This is a genomic window from Streptomyces sp. NPDC086989, from assembly GCF_044745505.1.
Taxonomy (GTDB): Bacteria; Actinomycetota; Actinomycetes; order Streptomycetales; family Streptomycetaceae; genus Streptomyces.
Genome location: NZ_JBIVAL010000006.1, coordinates 335,447 through 350,701 on the forward strand (window position 1 = coordinate 335,447; position 15,255 = coordinate 350,701).

Annotated in this window: 13 protein-coding genes and 1 pseudogene; 12 read left to right on the forward strand and 2 right to left on the reverse strand. The window is 71.3% G+C overall.

The window, feature by feature from the left end; translation table 11 throughout:
* The first annotated feature begins 108 nt into the window (after window positions 1–108).
* From ACIPK4_RS17115 to ACIPK4_RS17170, 12 genes and pseudogenes are all read left to right on the forward strand, one after another.
* A complete protein-coding gene (locus ACIPK4_RS17115; protein WP_402313389.1) occupies window positions 109–1,446 on the forward strand; it encodes a DUF6716 putative glycosyltransferase in 1,338 nt (445 codons plus the stop codon).
* Window positions 1,447–1,502: 56 nt separating this feature from the next.
* Window positions 1,503–2,216, forward strand: a pseudogene (locus ACIPK4_RS17120) (cytidylyltransferase domain-containing protein); the annotation flags it as partial.
* Between the two features lie 47 nt (window positions 2,217–2,263).
* Complete coding sequence (locus ACIPK4_RS17125) at window positions 2,264–3,175, forward strand: N-acetylneuraminate synthase family protein (protein WP_402313390.1); 912 nt, start codon at window positions 2,264–2,266, stop codon at window positions 3,173–3,175.
* Between the two features lie 53 nt (window positions 3,176–3,228).
* Window positions 3,229–4,443, forward strand: coding sequence for a hypothetical protein (locus tag ACIPK4_RS17130; RefSeq protein ID WP_402313392.1), 1,215 nt, complete (start codon window positions 3,229–3,231; stop codon window positions 4,441–4,443).
* A 137-nt stretch (window positions 4,444–4,580) separates the two neighbouring features.
* Window positions 4,581–5,825, forward strand: coding sequence for an amidohydrolase (locus ACIPK4_RS17135; RefSeq protein WP_402313670.1), 1,245 nt, complete (start codon window positions 4,581–4,583; stop codon window positions 5,823–5,825).
* A gap of 218 nt (window positions 5,826–6,043) precedes the next feature.
* Window positions 6,044–7,105, forward strand: coding sequence for a BMP family protein (locus tag ACIPK4_RS17140; protein WP_402313394.1), 1,062 nt, complete (start codon window positions 6,044–6,046; stop codon window positions 7,103–7,105).
* Window positions 7,106–7,332: 227 nt separating this feature from the next.
* Complete coding sequence (locus ACIPK4_RS17145) at window positions 7,333–8,925, forward strand: ABC transporter ATP-binding protein (RefSeq protein ID WP_376197676.1); 1,593 nt, start codon at window positions 7,333–7,335, stop codon at window positions 8,923–8,925.
* The gene (locus ACIPK4_RS17150) at window positions 8,922–10,037 is read left to right on the forward strand and encodes an ABC transporter permease (RefSeq protein WP_402313395.1); all 1,116 of its coding nucleotides are present in this window, start codon (window positions 8,922–8,924) and stop codon (window positions 10,035–10,037) included. Before ACIPK4_RS17145 ends, ACIPK4_RS17150 begins: the two co-directional genes overlap by 4 nt.
* Entirely contained in the window at window positions 10,034–11,299 is a 1,266-nt protein-coding gene (locus ACIPK4_RS17155; protein WP_402313397.1) for an ABC transporter permease, read from the forward strand. The genes ACIPK4_RS17150 and ACIPK4_RS17155 overlap by 4 nt, the downstream gene beginning before the upstream one ends.
* A complete protein-coding gene (locus tag ACIPK4_RS17160; protein ID WP_054221198.1) occupies window positions 11,296–11,685 on the forward strand; it encodes a cytidine deaminase in 390 nt (129 codons plus the stop codon). Before ACIPK4_RS17155 ends, ACIPK4_RS17160 begins: the two co-directional genes overlap by 4 nt.
* Window positions 11,686–11,784: 99 nt before the next feature.
* Window positions 11,785–13,062: a thymidine phosphorylase gene (locus ACIPK4_RS17165; protein ID WP_054221197.1), complete on the forward strand. Its 1,278-nt coding sequence runs from the start codon at window positions 11,785–11,787 to the stop codon at window positions 13,060–13,062.
* A 130-nt stretch (window positions 13,063–13,192) separates the two neighbouring features.
* On the forward strand, window positions 13,193–13,528 hold the full coding sequence (locus tag ACIPK4_RS17170) for an STAS domain-containing protein (protein ID WP_402313400.1): 336 nt from the start codon (window positions 13,193–13,195) through the stop codon (window positions 13,526–13,528).
* Here ACIPK4_RS17170 and ACIPK4_RS17175 read toward each other — a convergent pair.
* Together ACIPK4_RS17175 and ACIPK4_RS17180 are read right to left on the reverse strand one after the other, a co-directional pair.
* Window positions 13,415–14,440 carry a sigma-70 family RNA polymerase sigma factor gene (locus ACIPK4_RS17175; RefSeq protein ID WP_402313402.1) on the reverse strand — a complete coding sequence of 342 codons (1,026 nt, stop codon included), beginning with the start codon at window positions 14,438–14,440 and terminating at the stop codon, window positions 13,415–13,417. The genes ACIPK4_RS17170 and ACIPK4_RS17175 overlap by 114 nt on opposite strands.
* A gap of 109 nt (window positions 14,441–14,549) precedes the next feature.
* Window positions 14,550–15,248: a L,D-transpeptidase family protein gene (locus ACIPK4_RS17180; RefSeq protein WP_402313404.1), complete on the reverse strand. Its 699-nt coding sequence runs from the start codon at window positions 15,246–15,248 to the stop codon at window positions 14,550–14,552.
* Between the last annotated feature and the right edge of the window lie 7 nt (window positions 15,249–15,255).

A 15,255-nucleotide genomic window follows, 5' to 3' on the forward strand; every position in this document is an offset into this window, starting at 1 on the left:
GGGCGGGCGCGTTAACCGGTGCGGTTTCGCATTAAGTCGACGGGTTGTTAACCCGCTGTTGTGCGTTCGTTGGGCCGATCACCGAAATCGCGGAATAGCTTCTGCCGGGTGCCAGCCAGCAATCGCGCAGCATCTCGTACTCATCCCGGTTCTGCCCTTCGCATCGCCGTACTCGCCGATTCCGATACGCGTTGGAAATGGGGCGCACTCACCGCCCGCCGCCTCGCGACGCAGCCGCACCTCACCGGATACCTGCTCCGCGGCCGGGCCACCCCGACCGCGCGCCAGCTCGGCGAAGTGGGCGTCCGGGCGGACCGGCTCTCTGAGGTGACCTGCGCACAGTTCCTCGCGGAGGTCGAGCGCGAGCGGTACGACGTCCTCGTCCTCGCCCTCGTCGGCGGGGCCGTCCAGGCCGTGCTGCACGGGGTCCGCGCCCTGTGGCCCGAGCCGGCCGCCCGGCCCGTGCTCGTCACCGGGTACGTGGGCGTCGTGTACGAGAAGCTCGCCGACGGGCTGCTGCTGCGGCACGGCGCCGACCTCGTCCTCGCCAACTCCCGCCACGACGCGGGACGCTTCCGCGCGGTGTACGAGGGCGTCGGCGCCGACGCCGGCGCCGTCACGGAGACGGCACTGCCGTTCCTGGGCGGAGCGGCGTACGAGCGCGTCGGCGACCGCGCCCACACCGTCGTCTTCGCCGTCCAGCCGTCCGTGCCCGAAAGCCGCACCGACCGCGCCTACCTGCTGGAGCGCGCCGCCCGGCACGCCCGGCTGCACCCCGGGCGCGAGGTGCTGATCAAGCTGCGCAGCCGCCCCGGGGAGCACACCACCCACCTGGAGGAACAGCCGTACCAGCGGCTCGCCGAGCGGATCCCCGGCGGACTGCCCGCCAACTGCCGTCTGGTGTACGGGAACATGGGCGAGGTCCTGGACGGCACGGACCTGCTGGTCACCGTCTCCTCCACGGCCGCCCTGGAATCCCTGCACCGCGGCATCCCGACGGCCGTCCTCACCGACCTCGGCATCCGCGAGGTGCTCGGCAACCACCACTTCCTCGGCTCGGGCTGCCTGGCCTCCTGGGACCAGCTCGACGCCGGCCTGCTGCCGCAGGGCGACCCGGACTGGCTCGCCGACCAGGGCGTGACCGGCGCCGAGGGCGCCTTCGGAGCCGCCCGCGCCCGCCTCGACGAACTGCTGGGGCGCGGGGTGCTCCCGGCCGTCGCCCCCTTCTACACACGGGTCACCGCGCCCGGGTACCTACCCGGGATCCTGGCCCGGTACCACCTCGCCCCCGACGGGACCCCGCTGCCCGGCGCCGTCCGCGAGAGCGGTGGTCGGTCCCGGCTGCGCCGGCGGCTCCGTGCGCACCTGCGCGAGGCCGCCCGCGGGGTGTACCGGCACGGGGTGCAGCGCGTGGCCCCGATGATCCGCCGGCTGGGCGAACTGTGACCCGGCCCGCGGGCACGCCTGCGACGACCGCCGGGGACACCACGGCGAGCACCACCGTGCGCCCCGCCCCGGACCCGGCCGCGGGCTCCAGCGTGCGGCCCCGGGTGCTGGCGGTGATCCCGGCCCGGGGCGGGTCCAGGGGAGTCCCCGGCAAGAACCTCGCCGAGGTGGCCGGAGTCCCCCTCGTCGTACGGGCCGTGCAGGCCTGCCGGGGCGCCGCCACCGTCACCGACGTCGTGGTCTCGACCGACGCCGGGCCCATCGCCGACGCCGCCCGCGCCGCCGGGGCCGACACGATCCGGCGGCCCGCGGCGATCTCCGGGGACACCGCGAGCAGCGAAGCCGCCGTACTGCACGCGCTCGACGCCTTCGAGGAACTCCACTCCGTCACCGTGGACGTCGTCCTCCTCGTCCAGTGCACCAGCCCCTTCCTGACCTCCTCCGACGTCGAGTCGGTCGCCGCCGCCGTCGCCACCGGCGCGGCCGACTCGGCCCTGACCGTCGCCCCGTTCCACGGCTTCCTCTGGCGCGAGGCCGACGGCGACGCCGCCGGCGTCAACCACGACAAGGCCGTACGCCCCCGACGGCAGGACCGCCCCCGGGACCTGCTGGAGACCGGCGCCGCCTACGCCATGGACGCCGCCGGCTTCCGCAGCGCCCGGCACCGCTTCTTCGGGCGCACCCTGCCCGTCGCCACCGACCCCGCCCGGGTCCTGGAGATCGACGACCCGCACGACCTGGCCCGGGCCCGCCTCCTCGCCCCCCTGTTCACACCCCCTCCGCACCCCCGCGCACCGAACGAAGGACCTCAGCTGCCATGACCGTCGCCACCCCCAACTCCCGCCTGCGCACCTTCGGCTCGCGCACCGCCGGCCCCGGCCGCCCCGTCTACGTCGTCGGTGAGATCGGCATCAACCACAACGGCGACCTCGGCAACGCGTTCGCCCTCATCGACGCCGCCGCCGAAGCGGGCTGCGACGCCGTCAAGTTCCAGAAGCGCACCCCGGAGATCTGCACCCCGCGCGACCAGTGGGACATCGAGCGCGACACCCCCTGGGGCCGGATGACGTACATCGACTACCGGCACCGCGTGGAGTTCGGCGAGGCCGAGTACCGCTCCATCGACGAGCACTGCGCCAAGCGCGGCATCGACTGGTTCGCCTCCCCGTGGGACACCGAGGCCGTCGCCTTCCTGGAGAGGTTCGACGTCCCCGCCCACAAGGTGGCCTCCGCCTCCCTCACCGACGACGAGCTGCTGCGCGCCCTGCGCGCCACCGGCCGCACCGTCGTCCTCTCCACCGGCATGTCCACCCCGCGCCAGATCCGGCACGCGGTGGAGGTCCTCGGCAGCGACAACATCCTCCTGTGCCACGCCACTTCCACGTACCCGGCCAAGGCCGAGGAGCTCAACCTGCGGGTGATCAACACCCTCCAGGAGGAGTACCCCAACGTCCCGATCGGCTACTCCGGCCACGAGACCGGCCTGCAGACCACCCTCGCGGCGGTCGCCCTCGGCGCCACCTTCGTCGAGCGGCACATCACCCTCGACCGCGCCATGTGGGGCTCCGACCAGGCCGCCTCCGTGGAGCCCGGCGGCCTGACCCGCCTGGTCCGCGACATCCGCACCATCGAGACCGCCCTCGGCGACGGCATCAAGCGCGTCTACGACTCCGAGCTCGGCCCCATGAAGAAGCTCCGCCGGGTCCAGGGCGTACTCGCCTCGGTCTGAACCCGCGGCCCGTCCCGTACGACGCCCGCCCCGCCCCAGACGAGGAGTACGTGGTGACCCCCTCAGCCTCCACCCTGGCTTTCGTCGAGAGTCCGGTCCAGCTCCTGAACGTGCTGGAGTGGGCGCACACCGAAGCCGTGTCCCCGCCGGGCGGTGCCCCCCTGCTCGACGCGGTCCCCCGCCAGCCCAGCCGCGCCGCACGCGGCCCGGCCCCGCAGCCCGGGGCCGCCGACGGGACGGCCGCCGACGGGACGGCCGGCGCCCCGGAGCGTCCGGCCGGTGCGGCGGCCCGGCTGCGGATCGTCGTCCTGCCCCCCACCGACCCGATGTCCCGCGGGCAGCTGCGCCGGATGGCCGCTCTGGCGCGGGACGAGGGGTACGAGGTGCGCTGGCAGGAGGCCCGCGGCGGCCACCTCGCCCCGTTCAGGGCGCTGGCCGCACTCGCCCGGGACGTGCGCGCGGCCCGCCGGGTCGTGGTCGGGGACCCCTTCTCCCGCTACGTGCAGCTGCTGCTCACCCTCGTACGGGCCGAGGAGCTCGTGGTGGTCGACGACGGCACCGCCACCATGGAGTTCGTCGCCCAGACCGCCCGCGGCGAACGCCTCGTCCGCTGGCACCGGGTCGGCGGCGGAGGCCTGCCCGGCCGCGTCCGCGAGCTCGCGTACGCGCCGGTCTCGGCCAACGCCCGGCGCCGTTTCACCCCGGCCGCGGGTACGGGGCGGCGCGTCGAGGTGTTCAGCTCGATGCCCGTCACCGTCCACGGCGCGATGACGCTGCGCGTCAACGAGTTCGCCTGGACCCGGTCCCGGTTCGGCCCGCCGCGCCTGACCAAGGGCACCGACCTCGTCGGCACCTCCCTCGTGGAGACCGGTGTGGTCGACCCGGCCCGCTATCTGGACGCCGTACGCGCCCTGACCCTGGAGCACGGAGCCACCCGCTACTTCGCGCACCGCCGGGAGTCCCCGGAGAAACTCCGGCTGCTCAGCGAGGCGACCGGGCTGGAGATCGTCCGGCCGGACCTGCCGCTGGAGCTGATCGCCCGGCGCGGACCGGTCGGCCGAACGATCGTCAGCTTTCCGTCCACGGTCGTCCACACCCTGCCGTACGCGCTGACCGGTACCGGTGTGACCGTCGCCGTATGCGATGTCGACCCCGCCTGGCTCACGGGCTCCGCCTCGCCGCGGGCCCGCACCTTCCTCGCCGGGGTCACGGAGACCGCCCGTGATGTGCACAGACTCCCTGCCCAGACGGCCTCTGCGGCCGGATGAGCGCGCGAGTTTACCCCCGGGCGCATCCGGTCATGCGTCCAGAGGTCTGGTTTTTTTCCCCTAACGGCATGAACTTTTGGTGATCTCCGGCCAGTTGAGCCATCCGTGCGCCTACCCTTCAACGGGTGAACCAGTTGATGTCCCGCGAGTCCCAGACCGCCCTGCCCGGCACGCCCGACCGGCCCGAGCTGCCCGGCAAGCTTCCGGACCACCTGCGCGCCGAACTGATCGCCTTCCGCCGGGACTTGCACATGCACCCCGAGCTAGGACACCAGGAGTTCCGCACCACGGCGGCGATCAAGGCCCGGCTGGAGAAAGCGGGCCTGCGCCCACGCGTACTCAAGTCCGGAACCGGCCTCATCTGTGACGTGGGCACGTGGGACGGGGGCCGGCCGATGCTGGCCCTGCGCGCGGACATCGACGCCCTGCCCATTCCGGACACCAAGACGCACGTCGCGTACCGCTCGACCTTCCCCGACCGCGCCCACGCCTGCGGCCACGACGTGCACACCGCCGTCGTCCTCGGCGCCGGACTCGTCCTCGCCGACCTCGACCGGCAGGGCCTGCTGCCCCGCCCCGTCCGGCTGCTGTTCCAGCCCGCCGAGGAGGTGCTGCCCGGCGGGGCCACCGACGCCATCGCCGCGGGCGTCCTGGACGGCGTGGGCCGCATCATCGCGGTGCACTGCGACCCGCGGGTCGACGCCGGGAAGATCGGACTGCGGACCGGAGCCATTACGTCCGCCTGCGACAGGCTGGAGATCGCGCTCGCCGGTCCCGGCGGGCACACCGCCCGGCCGCACCTGACCACCGATCTCGTGACCGCCGCCGCACGGGTCGCCGTCGATCTGCCGGCCGTCCTGTCCCGCCGGATGGACGCCCGCTCGGGCATGTCGGTCACCTGGGGCCGGATCGAGGCCGGGCACGCCTGCAACGTGATCCCGATGCACGCCGAGCTGTCCGGAACGATTCGCTGCCTCGACATCAACGCCTGGCACGAGGCACCCGACCAGATCCACGCCGCGATCGACGAGATCGCCGCAATGCACCGCGCCAAGTCGGAGATCACCTACGTGCGCGGGGTCCCGCCCGTCGTCAACGACCCGGTGATCACGGAGCTGCTGCGGGAGTCGATGGCGGCCCGGCTCGGCAAGGAGTCGATCGAGGACACCGAGCAGAGCCTCGGCGGCGAGGACTTCTCCTGGTACCTGGAACACGTGCCGGGAGCCATGGCCAGGCTCGGTGTGCACGCCCCGGGCGCGAGCGCCAAGCGGGACCTGCACCGGGGCGACTTCGACGTGGACGAGTCCGCGATCGGGGTGGGCGTGGAGTTCTTCACGGCCGCCGCCCTGCTCGACGGACGTCGATCCCGGCCGATCGGGTAAAAATTCTTACAACATCTGAGCGCCTGCGATCACACCTGTCCGGCCCTTGGTACACAAGGGCCGGACAGGTGGAGAGTTACCGTTCGGTCACTGTCCGATTCACGACGATCCGATAACGACTCATGAACGGGCCTTTAACTGACATCTACGCGCGTTACGATCGCCGCGAAACCAGCGCCGGTCGTGGCGCTTCGGTCAGGTTTTGAAGGAGCCTCCCCTTGCGCCGGATCACCAGGATCGCCACCGTGGGCCTCGCGTCCGCGGCGCTGGCCCTCTCGGCCACCGCCTGTGGCGGAAAGAAGTCGTCGGACACCTCCTCCTCCCCCTCGGAGTCGGGCGGTGCCAAGTCCGTTGCCCTCGCCTACGACATCGGCGGCCGTGGTGACCAGTCCTTCAACGACGCCGCGTACGCGGGTCTCGAGAAGGCCGCGAAGGAACTGAAGGTCAAGACCGCGGAGGCCGAGCCCACCGAGGGCGAGAGCGAGGCCGACAAGGTCCAGCGCCTCACCGAGCTCGCGCGCAAGGGCAACAACCCGGTCATCGGCGTCGGCTTCGCCTACGCCCCGGCCATCAAGAAGGTCGCCGAGAAGTTCCCGAAGACGACCTTCGGTCTCATCGACGACACCTCGGTGACCGGCCCGAACATCGCGAACCTGGTCTTCAACGAGGAGCAGGGCTCCTACCTGGCCGGCGTCGCCGCCGCCAAGGCCTCGAAGACCGGCACGGTCGGCTTCATCGGCGGTGTCGAGGTTCCGCTGATCAAGAAGTTCGAGGCGGGCTTCACCCAGGGCGTCAAGGACACCAACCCGAACGCCAAGGTGCTGTCGGCCTACCTGACCCAGCCGCCGGACTTCACCGGTTTCGCCAAGCCCGACCTCGGCAAGGCCACCGCCAAGGGCCAGCTCGACAGCGGCGCCGACGTGATCTACGCCGCCGCCGGTCTCGCCGGTTCGGGTGCGATCGAGGCCACCGCCAACGCGGGCAAGTGGGCCATCGGCGTCGACTCGGACCAGTACAACCAGGCCGGTCTGTCGAAGTACAAGGACCACATCCTGACCTCGGTCACCAAGGACGTCTCCGACGCGGTCTACAACGAGATCAAGTCGGTCCAGGACGGCACCCCGGCGACCGGTGAGATCCGCTACGGCCTGGACAAGGGCGGTGTCGGCCTGGCCGACTCCAACCCCGAGTACAAGAAGATGGCCGACGTCATCGCCGCGGTGGAGAAGGCCAAGGCCGACATCATCGCCAAGAAGATCACCGTCAAGACCGCCCCGTAAGGCCGTCCCTGACGTGAAGTAACGGTCTCGGGGTCCGGGAACGCGGTCTCAACCGCTCCCGGGCCCCGAACCGCGTCCGTGAGGCTTGTGACCTGCATGGTCACAAGTTTTCACTTTCGACAGTGCTACGCGCGTAGAGGCATCGTGGACGCGATACCTTCTCTCCCCGCCCTGTCCCCCTGCCACAAGGCTTTTAAAAGCTCCTTTCGCGCCAAGGAGAGTGCGTCATCAACGCGTCCAGCCCCCCCGCCGTAGAACTCAACGGCATCACCAAGCGCTTCCCAGGCGTCGTCGCCAACAAGGACATCGCCATCACCGTCCGCAAGGGCACGGTCCACGCCCTCATCGGTGAGAACGGTGCCGGCAAGTCGACCCTGATGAAGATCCTCTACGGCATGCAGAAGCCGGACGAGGGCACCATCGCCATCGACGGGGAACAGGTCTCCTTCAACAACCCCGGCGAGGCCATCGCCCGCGGCATCGGCATGGTGCACCAGCACTTCATGCTCGCCGACAACCTCACCGTCCTGGAGAACGTGGTTCTCGGCGGCGAGAAGCTGTACGGCATCGGCGCCAAGGCCCGCAAGAAGATCATGGAGATCTCGGACGCCTACGGCCTCGGCGTGCGCCCCGACGCGCTGGTCGAGGACCTCGGCGTCGCCGACCGGCAGCGCGTGGAGATCCTCAAGGTCCTCTACCGCGGTGCGCGCACCCTCATCCTCGACGAGCCCACCGCGGTGCTCGTGCCGCAGGAAGTGGACGCGCTCTTCGACAACCTGCGCGAGCTCAAGGCCGAGGGCCTGACCGTCATCTTCATCTCGCACAAGCTCGGTGAGGTGCTGAAGGTCGCGGACGACATCACCGTCATCCGCCGCGGCACCACGGTCGGCACCGCCGACCCGAAGACCGCCACCACCAAGCAGCTCGCCGAGCTGATGGTCGGCAGCGAGCTGCCCACGCCCGAGACCCGCGAGTCGACGGTCACCGACGTGGCGATGCTCAAGGTCCAGGACCTGCGCCTGACCGACACCGACCCCGACGGCGTCGTCCGCGAGGTGCTCGCCGGCATCGACTTCACCATCCACAAGGGCGAGGTCCTCGGCATCGCCGGTGTCGAGGGCAACGGCCAGACGGAGCTCATCGAGGCCCTCATGGGCATGAGCCTGCCGGACGGCGGCGTCATCACCCTCGACGGCAAGGACATCTCCGGCGCGCCGACGCGCAAGCGCCGCGAGGGGGGCATCGGCTACATCCCCGAGGACCGCCACCGCCACGCCCTGCTGCTGGAGTCCCCGCTCTGGGAGAACCGCATCCTCGGCCACGTCACTGAGGCGCCCAACTCCAAGCGCGGCATCCTCGACCCGAAGGCCGCCCGCAAGGACACCGAGCGGATCGTGCGCGAGTACGACGTCCGCACCCCGGGCATCGAGGTCACCGCGGCCTCCCTCTCCGGAGGCAACCAGCAGAAGCTGATCGTCGGCCGCGAGATGAGCCACGCCCCGAAGTTCCTCATCGCCGCCCACCCCACCCGCGGTGTGGACGTCGGCGCGCAGGCGCAGATCTGGGACGCGATCCGCGAGGCCCGCCGCGAGGGCCTGGCCGTGCTGCTGATCTCCGCCGACCTGGACGAGCTGATCGGCCTGTCCGACACCCTGCGCGTCATCTACCGCGGCCGCCTGGTCGCGGACGCCGACCCGGCGACCATCACGCCCGAGGAGCTCGGCACCGCCATGACGGGTGCCGCCCGCGGACACCTGGAAGCCACCGACAACCCTTCCGCCGCTGCCGACGGTGACACGACGGAGGACGAGGCCCGATGAAGAAATTCGACAAGGACCGGCTGCTCCTGGCGGCCGCCGGCCCGGCGCTCGCACTGATCAGCGCCTTCGTACTGACCATGATCGTGCTGGCGGCCTCGGGCGTGGACCCGATCGAACCGCTGCGCATCATGGTCGAACAGGCCGGCTATGAGGACATCCAGGTCCTGATCGTCAACCAGGCCGGCATCTACTTCCTGGCAGCCCTGGCCGTGGCCATCGGCTTCCGGATGAACCTCTTCAACATCGGCGTGGACGGCCAGTACCGTCTCGCGGCGGTGATCTCCGCCGTGGTCGGCGCCTCGGTCTCGCTGCCCGGGCCGCTGCACATCCTGCTGATCGTGCTCGTCGCCATGGTCACCGGTGCCTTCTGGGCCGGCATCGCGGGCATCCTCAAGGCCAAGCGCGGCGTGAGCGAGGTCGTCTCCACGATCATGCTCAACGCCATCGCGACCTCCCTGATCGCCTGGCTGATCCTGCCGAAGAACCTCGGTGTCCAGCCTGCGGGCTCGAACGACCTGACGACCGGCGACATCCCGGAGTCGGGCTGGTTCCCGGCCCTCTCCCTGCCTGGTGGCGACATCTACGGCTTCACCTTCGTGGCCTTCGCCCTCGGCATCGTCTACTGGTTCGTGCTCAACCGGACCCGCTTCGGCTTCGACCTGCGGGCCACCGGCTCCAGCGAGTCCGCCGCGCAGGCCTCCGGCGTGGACGCCAAGAAGATGATCATGACCGCGATGCTCATCTCGGGCGCGGTCGCCGGCCTGACCGGCATGCCGCTGCTGCTCGGCGAGTCCCACACGTACAACCTGTCCTTCCCCCTGGGCATCGGCTTCACCGGCATCACCGTCGCGCTGCTCGGCCGCAACAACCCGATCGGCATCCTCTTCTCCGCGTTCCTGCTCGCCTTCATCAAGCAGACGTCCGCCGGGCTCGACCAGAACGGCTACGCCCAGGAAATCGGCGTGATCATGCAGGGTCTGATCGTGATCGCGGTCGTCGTCAGCTACGAGCTCGTCCGCCGCTACGGCATCCGCCGCCAGCAGCAGAAGGTCGGCCAGGAGCTGGCCGCCGGGCACGCCCTCAAGACCGACAACAAGGAGGTCGCGGCGTGAGCACCAGCACCGTTTCCGCGACGAGCGCCGCGCCCAAGAAGGGCGGCGGCCGCCGCAAGCTCACCCTGCCCTGGATCCTGTTGATCAGCGCGGGCGGACTCGCCCTGATCTCGCTGGTCCGCGTCATCTCCGGCGCCCAGGACCTGACCTCCGTCGGTCAGATCTCGGGCACGATCCAGCTCGCCGTGCCGATCGCCCTCGCGGGCCTCGGCGGCCTGTGGGCCGAGCGTGCTGGCGTGGTCAACATCGGCCTCGAAGGCATGATGATCCTCGGCACCTGGTTCGGCGCCTGGGCCGGCTACCAGTGGGGCCCCTGGACCGGTGTGCTCGTGGGCATCATCGGCGGCGCCCTCGGCGGCCTGCTCCACGCGATCATCACGGTGACGTTCAACGTCAACCACATCGTCTCCGGTGTGGCGGTCAACATCCTGGCCGTCGGCTTCACCCAGTACCTGTCGAACTTCACCTTCGACAAGGTCCCGGGCGGTTCCTCCAAGCAGTCCCCCCGCATCGACCCGATCACGGAGATCACCGTCCCGGGGTTGTCGGACTGGATGGCCACGCTCCAGGCCAAGCACTGGTTCCTGATCTCGGACATCGCCGGTGTGATCGGCGGTCTGGTCACCAACCTGTCCCTGCTGACCGTCGTCGCGATCCTGCTGATCCCCGCCACCTGGTGGGTGCTGTGGCGCACCGCCTTCGGTCTGCGCCTGCGCTCCTGCGGTGAGAACCCCGTCGCCGCCGAGTCCCTCGGCGTCAACGTCTACAAGTACAAGTACATCGCCGTGATCGTCTCCGGCGCGATGGCCGGCCTCGGCGGCGCGTTCCTCGCGATCGTCTCCACCGGCATCTACCAGGAGGGCCAGACCGGCGGCCGCGGCTACATCGGTCTCGCCGCCATGATCTTCGGCAACTGGATGCCGGGCGGCATGGCGCTGGGTTCGGGCCTCTTCGGCTTCACCTACAGCCTCCGGCTGCGCGGTGGCGCCGAGAACGTCCACGCGATGCTGCTGCTCCTCGCGATCCTCCTCGTCGCGGTCGTCGTCTGGCAGCTGTACAAGCGCAAGCACTTCCAGGCCGCCATCGCCGCTGCGTGCGCCGCCGGTCTGTTCGTCTGGTACACGCTGACCGACTCCGTCCCGAGCCAGTTCGTCGACGCCGCCCCGTACGTCACGACGCTCCTCGTGCTCGCGCTGTCCTCGCAGCGGCTGCGGATGCCCAAGGCCGACGGCCTGCCGTACCGCAAGGGCCAGGGCAAGTGACCGACGTGGACTGGGAAGCCCTGCGCGCGGCCGCCCGGGACGCCATGTCCCGCGCGTACGCCCCGTACTCGGGCTTCCCGGTCGGTGTCGCCGCCCGGGTCGACGACGGCCGCACCGTGGTCGGCTGCAACGTGGAGAACGCCAGCTACGGGCTCGGCCTGTGCGCCGAGTGCGGGCTGGTCTCCTCCCTCCAGGCCACGGGCGGCGGCCGCCTGACGCACTTCACCTGCGTCGACGGCAAGGGCGAGATCCTCGTCCCGTGCGGCCGCTGCCGCCAGCTGCTCTTCGAGTTCGGCGGACCGGAACTGCTGGTGGAGACCCCGAACGGGATCCTCCCGCTGGCCGAGATGCTGCCGCAGGCCTTCGGGCCGGACCACCTGAGATAGCCGTGCCGACGGCCCTTCGCCCTGCCGGGCGAAGGGCCGTCGCACTTCTGCGGACCCCTCTCCTCACCCCCTCTCTATGCGCGTAGAAGGAAGCACCACATGGACGTCATCTCCGTCATCCGTACGAAGCGGGACCGCGGCGAGCTGAGCCCGGAGCAGATCGACTGGGTCATCGACGCGTACACGCGCGGTGTCGTCGCGGACGAGCAGATGTCGGCGCTGGCGATGGCCATCCTGCTGAACGGCATGAACCGGGCCGAGATCAAGCGCTGGACCGCCGCGATGATCGCGTCGGGCGAGCGGATGAACTTCGACTCCCTTTCCCGCCCGACCGCCGACAAGCACTCCACGGGCGGCGTCGGCGACAAGATCACCCTCCCGCTGGCCCCGCTCGTCGCCGCCTGCGGCGCGGCCGTGCCGCAGCTGTCGGGCCGCGGCCTCGGCCACACCGGCGGCACCCTGGACAAGCTCGAGTCCATCCCCGGCTGGCGCGCGCTGCTCTCCAACGAGGAGATGCTGCACGTCCTGGACACCACCGGCGCGGTCATCTGCGCGGCGGGCGACGGCCTGGCCCCCGCCGACAAGAAGCTGTACGCCCTGCGCGACGTCACGGGCACGGTCGAGGCCATCCCGCTGATCGCCTCCTCGATCATGTCGAAGAAGATCGCCGAGGGCACGGGCTCGCTCGTCCTCGACGTGAAGGTCGGCACCGGCGCGTTCATGAAGAACATCGAGGACGCGCGCGAGCTCGCCTCCACGATGGTCGCCCTCGGCACCGACAGCGGCGTCAAGACGATCGCCCTGCTCACCGACATGTCCACCCCGCTCGGCCTGACCGCCGGCAACGCCCTGGAGATCCGCGAGTCCGTCGAGGTCCTCGCCGGCGGCGGCCCCTCCGACGTGGTCGAGCTGACCATCGCGCTCGCCAAGGAGATGCTGGACGCGGCGGGCATCAAGGACGCCGACCCGGCCAAGGCCCTGGCCGACGGCTCCGCCATGGACGTCTGGCGCCGGATGATCGCGGCCCAGGGCGGCGACCCGGACGCGGCCCTGCCCGTCGCCCGCGAGCAGCACGTGGTCACCGCCCCCGAGTCCGGCGTCCTGACCCGCCTGGACGCCTACGGCGTGGGCGTCGGCGCCTGGCGCCTGGGCGCCGGCCGCGCACGCAAGGAGGACCCGGTGCAGGCGGGCGCGGGCATCGAGCTCCACGCCAAGCCGGGCGACACCGTCGTGGCCGGACAGCCGCTGATGACGCTGCACACGGACACCCCGGAGAAGTTCGACTACGCGCTGGCCTCCCTGGAGGGCACCTACGACATCGCCCCGGCCGGCACGGCGTTCACCGCAACGCCGATCGTCCTGGACCGCATCGCGTAGGACCGTCCGCCGAGCCCTTCCCCGCCTCCCGCGCCCACGGCGCCGCAGGCGGGGGAGGGCTTCGTCGTGCCGGGCGGGCCGGCGCCGGCGGGCACCGATGAGTTCCGCACCGCGGTCCGGTCATCCCCTCATGGAGATCACCCGACTCGTGCTGCCCGGACCCGGCCCGACCGCACGCGACGCCGTGCTGCTGTGCGCGCACCTGGCCCGGCTGTACGACGACGGCGCGCAGGCGGTGGTGTGCGACGCCTCAGCCGTCACCGCGCCGGACCTGCGCGCCGTCGAGGCCCTGGCCCGGCTGCGGCTGACCGCCCGGGGACGGCCGCTGCGGGTGGACGGCGCCCCGCCCGCCCTACGCGCCCTGCTCGGCCTCGTCGGACTCGCCGAGCTCCTCGGGGAGCCCGAAGAGCGGGAACCAGCGGGCGGTGTCCAGGAAGGCGTTGAGCCCGACGATCTTGCCGTCTGAGATCTCCAGGACCTGGAGCGCCCACGGCACGTGCCCCCGCCCCCCGTCCGCCCGCGGCCGGTACTGGCCGAACGCCGGCAGGCCGTTGGCCGTGGTCGGGACCAGGCGGGAGCCCTTGCAGCCGATGCCCTGGTTCAGGTGCCAGGCCGCGATGTCCGCCCGGCCCCGCAGCCACAGGTCGAACGGCGGCATCGACAGCACCGCGTCGTCGTGCAGCAGGGTGGTCAGCCGGGAGATGTCGTACGCCTCGAAGGCCGACAGGTACTGCTCCAGCAGCTTCACCTGCTCCGCGTCCAGCGGGTCCGCCGCATCGCTCTCGCGCACCCGCGTCGCCGACATCGTCGCCCGGGCCCGCTGGAGGGCGCTGTTCACCGACGCCACCGTCGTCTCCAGCAGCGCCGCGACCTCGTCCGCCCTCCACGCCAGCACCTCGCGCAGGATCAGCACCGCCCGCTGCTTGGCCGGCAGGTGCTGGAGCGCCGCCACGAACGCCAGCCGCACGGACTCCCTCGCCAGCGCCATCTCCGCCGGATCCGCGGTCTGCGGCAGCACCCGCCCGTCCGGGACCGGCTCCAGCCAGGTCACCTCGGGCCGCTCGTTCAGGATCGCGGAGGCCTGGTGCTGCGGGGCGCCGAGGTCCATCGGGCGGGCCCGCCTGTTGCCCGCGCTCAGCTGGTCCAGGCAGACGTTCGTGGCGATCCGGTACAGCCAGGACCGCAGCGAGGAGCGGCCCTCGAACTTCGCGTGGCTGCGCCAGGCGCGGACGTACGTGTCCTGCACCGCGTCCTCGGCGTCGAAGGAAGAGCCGAGCATGCGGTAGCAGTAGCCGGTGAGCTCGACCCGGTAGCGGTCCATCGCCGCATCCAGGTCGGACTCCGGGGCGGTCGCGGTGCCGGTCGCGAGGTCACTCATGGCTGTCGTCCCCCAGTAGATCCGATACTCCGCAAGCTACCGGAGGGGTCCGACAACGGCAGCCGGAAGCCGTTCCCGCAGCAGCCGGAAGCCGTTCCCGCACGACGTGCTACGTGCCGGGCTTGCGGCCGTAGACGAACACGTCGTCGCCCTTGGCCAGCAGGTTCCAGTACGCCCTCGCGTCCGCGAGCCGCATGTTCACGCAGCCCCCCGACCCCGGCGGGTTCCACATGCTCTTGTCGACGGAGTGGAAGGCGATCCCGCCGTCGAAGAACTGCGCGTACGGCATCGGCACGTCGTAGATCGTCGACCAGTGGTCGATGCTGCGGGAGTAGATCCGCTTCAGGCCGGTCCGGGTCTCGGTGCCGTCCTTCCCGGTGCGGACCGGGACGGGCCCGTACTTCAGCACGGCGCCGTCCTGGACCCAGCTGAGCTGGCGCGTCAGGTCGACGCACGCGATCCGGCCCAGGTCCACCGGGCACTTCCCGTCCCGGTTCGGCGTGCTGTCCGCCGCCCGCTGCGCCAGCATGACGCTCATCGCCTGCCAGGTCAGCGGCCCGGCGTACCCCGCGGTCGGGGTGATGCCGTGCTGCGCCTGGAACGCCCTGATCGCCTGGCAGTCGGCCGCGGACTGCGCCCCGTCCACCGGCCGCCCCAGGAACTGCTCCACCTGCCGCTGGTACGGCCCCGTGGTCGTGTTGCACGAGCCGGCGGCCTGCGCCGTCCCGCCCCCGCCGGCCACCAGTGAAGCCGCGAGCGCCACCGCCCCGCACACCGCCGCCGCACGTCGCCTCGTAGGCATCCGCATGCCGTAC

Coding starts and splice junctions, on each gene's coding strand:
- ACIPK4_RS17125 (WP_402313390.1), top strand. CDS start 2,264: ATGACCGTCGCCACCCCCAACTCCCGCCTGCGCACCTTCGGCTCGCGC.
- ACIPK4_RS17135 (WP_402313670.1), top strand. CDS start 4,581: ATGTCCCGCGAGTCCCAGACCGCCCTGCCCGGCACGCCCGACCGGCCC.
- ACIPK4_RS17150 (WP_402313395.1), top strand. CDS start 8,922: ATGAAGAAATTCGACAAGGACCGGCTGCTCCTGGCGGCCGCCGGCCCG.
- ACIPK4_RS17165 (WP_054221197.1), top strand. CDS start 11,785: ATGGACGTCATCTCCGTCATCCGTACGAAGCGGGACCGCGGCGAGCTG.
- ACIPK4_RS17170 (WP_402313400.1), top strand. CDS start 13,193: ATGGAGATCACCCGACTCGTGCTGCCCGGACCCGGCCCGACCGCACGC.
- ACIPK4_RS17175 (WP_402313402.1), bottom strand. CDS start 14,440: ATGAGTGACCTCGCGACCGGCACCGCGACCGCCCCGGAGTCCGACCTG.
- ACIPK4_RS17180 (WP_402313404.1), bottom strand. CDS start 15,248: ATGCGGATGCCTACGAGGCGACGTGCGGCGGCGGTGTGCGGGGCGGTG.